Origin of the sequence: Streptomyces sp. NPDC007162, assembly GCF_040634175.1 — a bacterium.
Lineage (GTDB): Bacteria > Actinomycetota > Actinomycetes > Streptomycetales > Streptomycetaceae > Streptomyces.
Genome location: NZ_JBEYFC010000853.1, coordinates 1 through 2,480, shown reverse-complemented (window position 1 = coordinate 2,480; position 2,480 = coordinate 1). Strand labels below are relative to the sequence as shown.

General features: G+C 69.1%; 2 protein-coding genes. Both read right to left on the bottom strand.

The window, feature by feature from the left end; all coding sequences use genetic code 11:
- Positions 1–1,331: GH92 family glycosyl hydrolase (locus tag ABZ646_RS44920; protein ID WP_360533084.1), on the bottom strand; the 1,331-nt coding region annotated here is incomplete at its 3' end.
- Positions 1,324–2,385, bottom strand: a complete 1,062-nt coding sequence (locus ABZ646_RS44915) for a hypothetical protein (protein WP_360533081.1) — start codon at positions 2,383–2,385, stop codon at positions 1,324–1,326. The genes ABZ646_RS44920 and ABZ646_RS44915, both read right to left, overlap by 8 nt.
- Positions 2,386–2,480: the final 95 nt, after the last annotated feature.

Sequence of the window (2,480 nt, the reverse complement as noted above, 5' to 3'; positions counted from 1 at the left end):
GTGACGTCCGTGTCGGTCGTCTGTTCCCTGACCATGGCGGACAGGGCCGTCGACGTGTCGAAGTTCCGTGCGCCGAAGGCGTGGTAGCCGGCGAGCAGCGGTACGGCGGAGTCGCCGACCATGATGTGCGTCTCGGCGGTCTCCATGCCCCACTTGGTGAGCGTGCCGCCCTGCTGGTAGTCGTCGACGACCGACTGCGCCATGTCGGACGCGGCCGACGGGTCGAGCAGTGCGGTGAGTTGGGCCTGTGAGCGGTAGGTGTCCCAGGTGGAGAAGTCGGCGTACTTCGCCGAGTGACCGCTGCCCACCGTGTGCACCGCGCCGTCGAAGCCCCGGTAGGAGCCGTCCGCGTCGCTGATGACGGCGGGGAAGAGCGAGGCGTGGTAGAGCGCGGTGTAGAAGACGCTCTGCTGGTCCGGGGTGCCTCCGGTGACGGCGATCTTTGACAGCTCGGCGCTCCACGCCGACGCCGCCGCCGCCTTGACGGTCGCGAAGGTCTTTCCGGTCACCTCGGCGTCCCGGTTGGCTGCGGCCTCCGCCACCGAGGTGTAGGAGATGCCGACCCGGGCCTCGACCGTCCTGCTGCTCGTGGTGTCGAACGTCAGGTACTCGCCGCCGGTGAAGGTGCCGGTGGCGGTGAACGGGTGGTCGAAGGCGATCGTGTAGTAGAGCGTGATCGGGGTGGTGTCCTCGCAGAAGCCGGTGCTGGTGATCGACCCGGTCACCGTGTCGCCGCCGGACAGGCCGAGCGTCGAGGAGGCGTACGGCGTCTGTGTGTCCTGCACCTTGAGGAGCAGGCTCGCCTGGGTGGAGGACGGGAAGGTGAACTGGCCGATGCCTGCACGCGTGCTGGTGGTCAGCGCGACGCTGGTGCTGTTGCCCAGGCTGACGGAGTAGGAGCCGGGCGAGGCCGTCTCGGCGGAGTGCGCGAAGGACTCGGTCGTCGAGGCGGGGTCCGAGCCGAGCGAACCGACCACGGGCAGGATCGGCAGGTCCCCGGCTGCGTCGCAGCCGACGCCGGAGACATGGGTGAGGCTGAAGCCCGAGACGGCCGAGTCGGAGTAGTTGTAGCCGCCGCCCTTGGGGCGTGACGAGGTGTCGGGCGACCACTGGAGCATGCCGTGCGGCGCGTCGGCGCCCGGGAAGGTGTTCCCGGCGCTGAAATCGCCGTTGCCGCCGGTGCCGATGTACGGGTTGACCAGAGACACGGGGGCGGTCGCGGCCACCGCCCCCGCCGCGCCGGCCAGTTGGCCGGACACGGCGAGCGCGAGGGCCGCGGCACCCGTGGTGAGGACACGCAGGAGCGCCCGCGGGCGGCGGGCGTCAGCCACGGAGCAGTACGTCGCTGAGGACGCCGTCGGCCGGGGCGGTGATCCAGTCCGAGGAGATGTACGAGGCCCCGTCGGCGGCGAGCAGGGTGACCCGGGCCTGGGCGTCGGCCGGCGACGGCGCGGAGGAACTCAGCGCGGGCGAGACGTCGTAGGCGTCGGTGACGACCGTCAGATAGTGGTTGGTATTGTACCACTCGGTGTTGCCGTCGCCGACCCAGGCGCCCGCGTCCGCGTCGAACACCACGAACCAGGGGCGCAGTGTGGTGTCGCTGTAGCGGGTGCGCGGGTCGACGGCCTGGGCGCCGAGGACGCTCGGGAAGACCGCCGCCTGGCTGATGTTCCCCGCGGCGGCGAGGTCCTTGAGGTGCTGGGCGTAGACCACGTCCGACCACGAGGAGGCGGGGCTGACGGCCTGCTCGAAGGTGCCGGGGATGATCTCCACGATCGCCCGGCCGGCGAGTGAGCCGTAGCTCGCCCAGTTGTTCGCCTTCGCGGCGGTGTCGAGATCCGCGTACTGCGAGCCGTCGCTCTTGGTGAGCAGGTCGGCGGGCGTGTAGAGGACGCTGCCGAGGTGCGTCTTGACGTAGCTGTCGAACGTGGTCGGCGTCATGCCGAGGGTGCTGTAGAACCCGTTCTTCATCTCGATCTTGACCATGACCGGGTGGCTCGTGGGGTGAGCCTGGAGCCAGATCCGGATGTCGTCGAGGCAACTGTCGAGGTTCTGGTTGCGGTCACCGGTGTAGAGGTCGGCGGCCGTGCTCGCCTGCACGCAGTTGTTGTCACTGCCCAGCGGGTTGCTGTGGCTCACGTCCCACTTGCCGTTGAACACGTTGTGCCAGGTGTCGAGTTCGACCAGAGAGGTGCCGGTGTCCAGGGCGTTGGCCAGGTAGGTGTACGTGGACTTGTCGTCGTACGTGTTGTGGATGCCCGTGCCGGAGACCCCGGCCAGCGTCTGCCCACCGACATCGTCGGCGTGCGCGGCGGGCATCGCCACCGCACCGAGCAGCAGGGCCGAGGCCGTCAGAAACACGGCCCGGATTCTTCTGCGGATCATGAGCATGCCAGATCCTTTCGTGGTGCTCGGGGACGCGCAGAGCTTAGAGGAGCCGGATGGACATCCGCTACGACTCGGTAACAACTTGCCGTCGC

Bases quoted from the DNA above. Each gene is read 5' to 3' on its own strand.
- ABZ646_RS44915 (WP_360533081.1), bottom strand. From the start codon at position 2,385: ATGATCCGCAGAAGAATCCGGGCCGTGTTTCTGACGGCCTCGGCCCTG.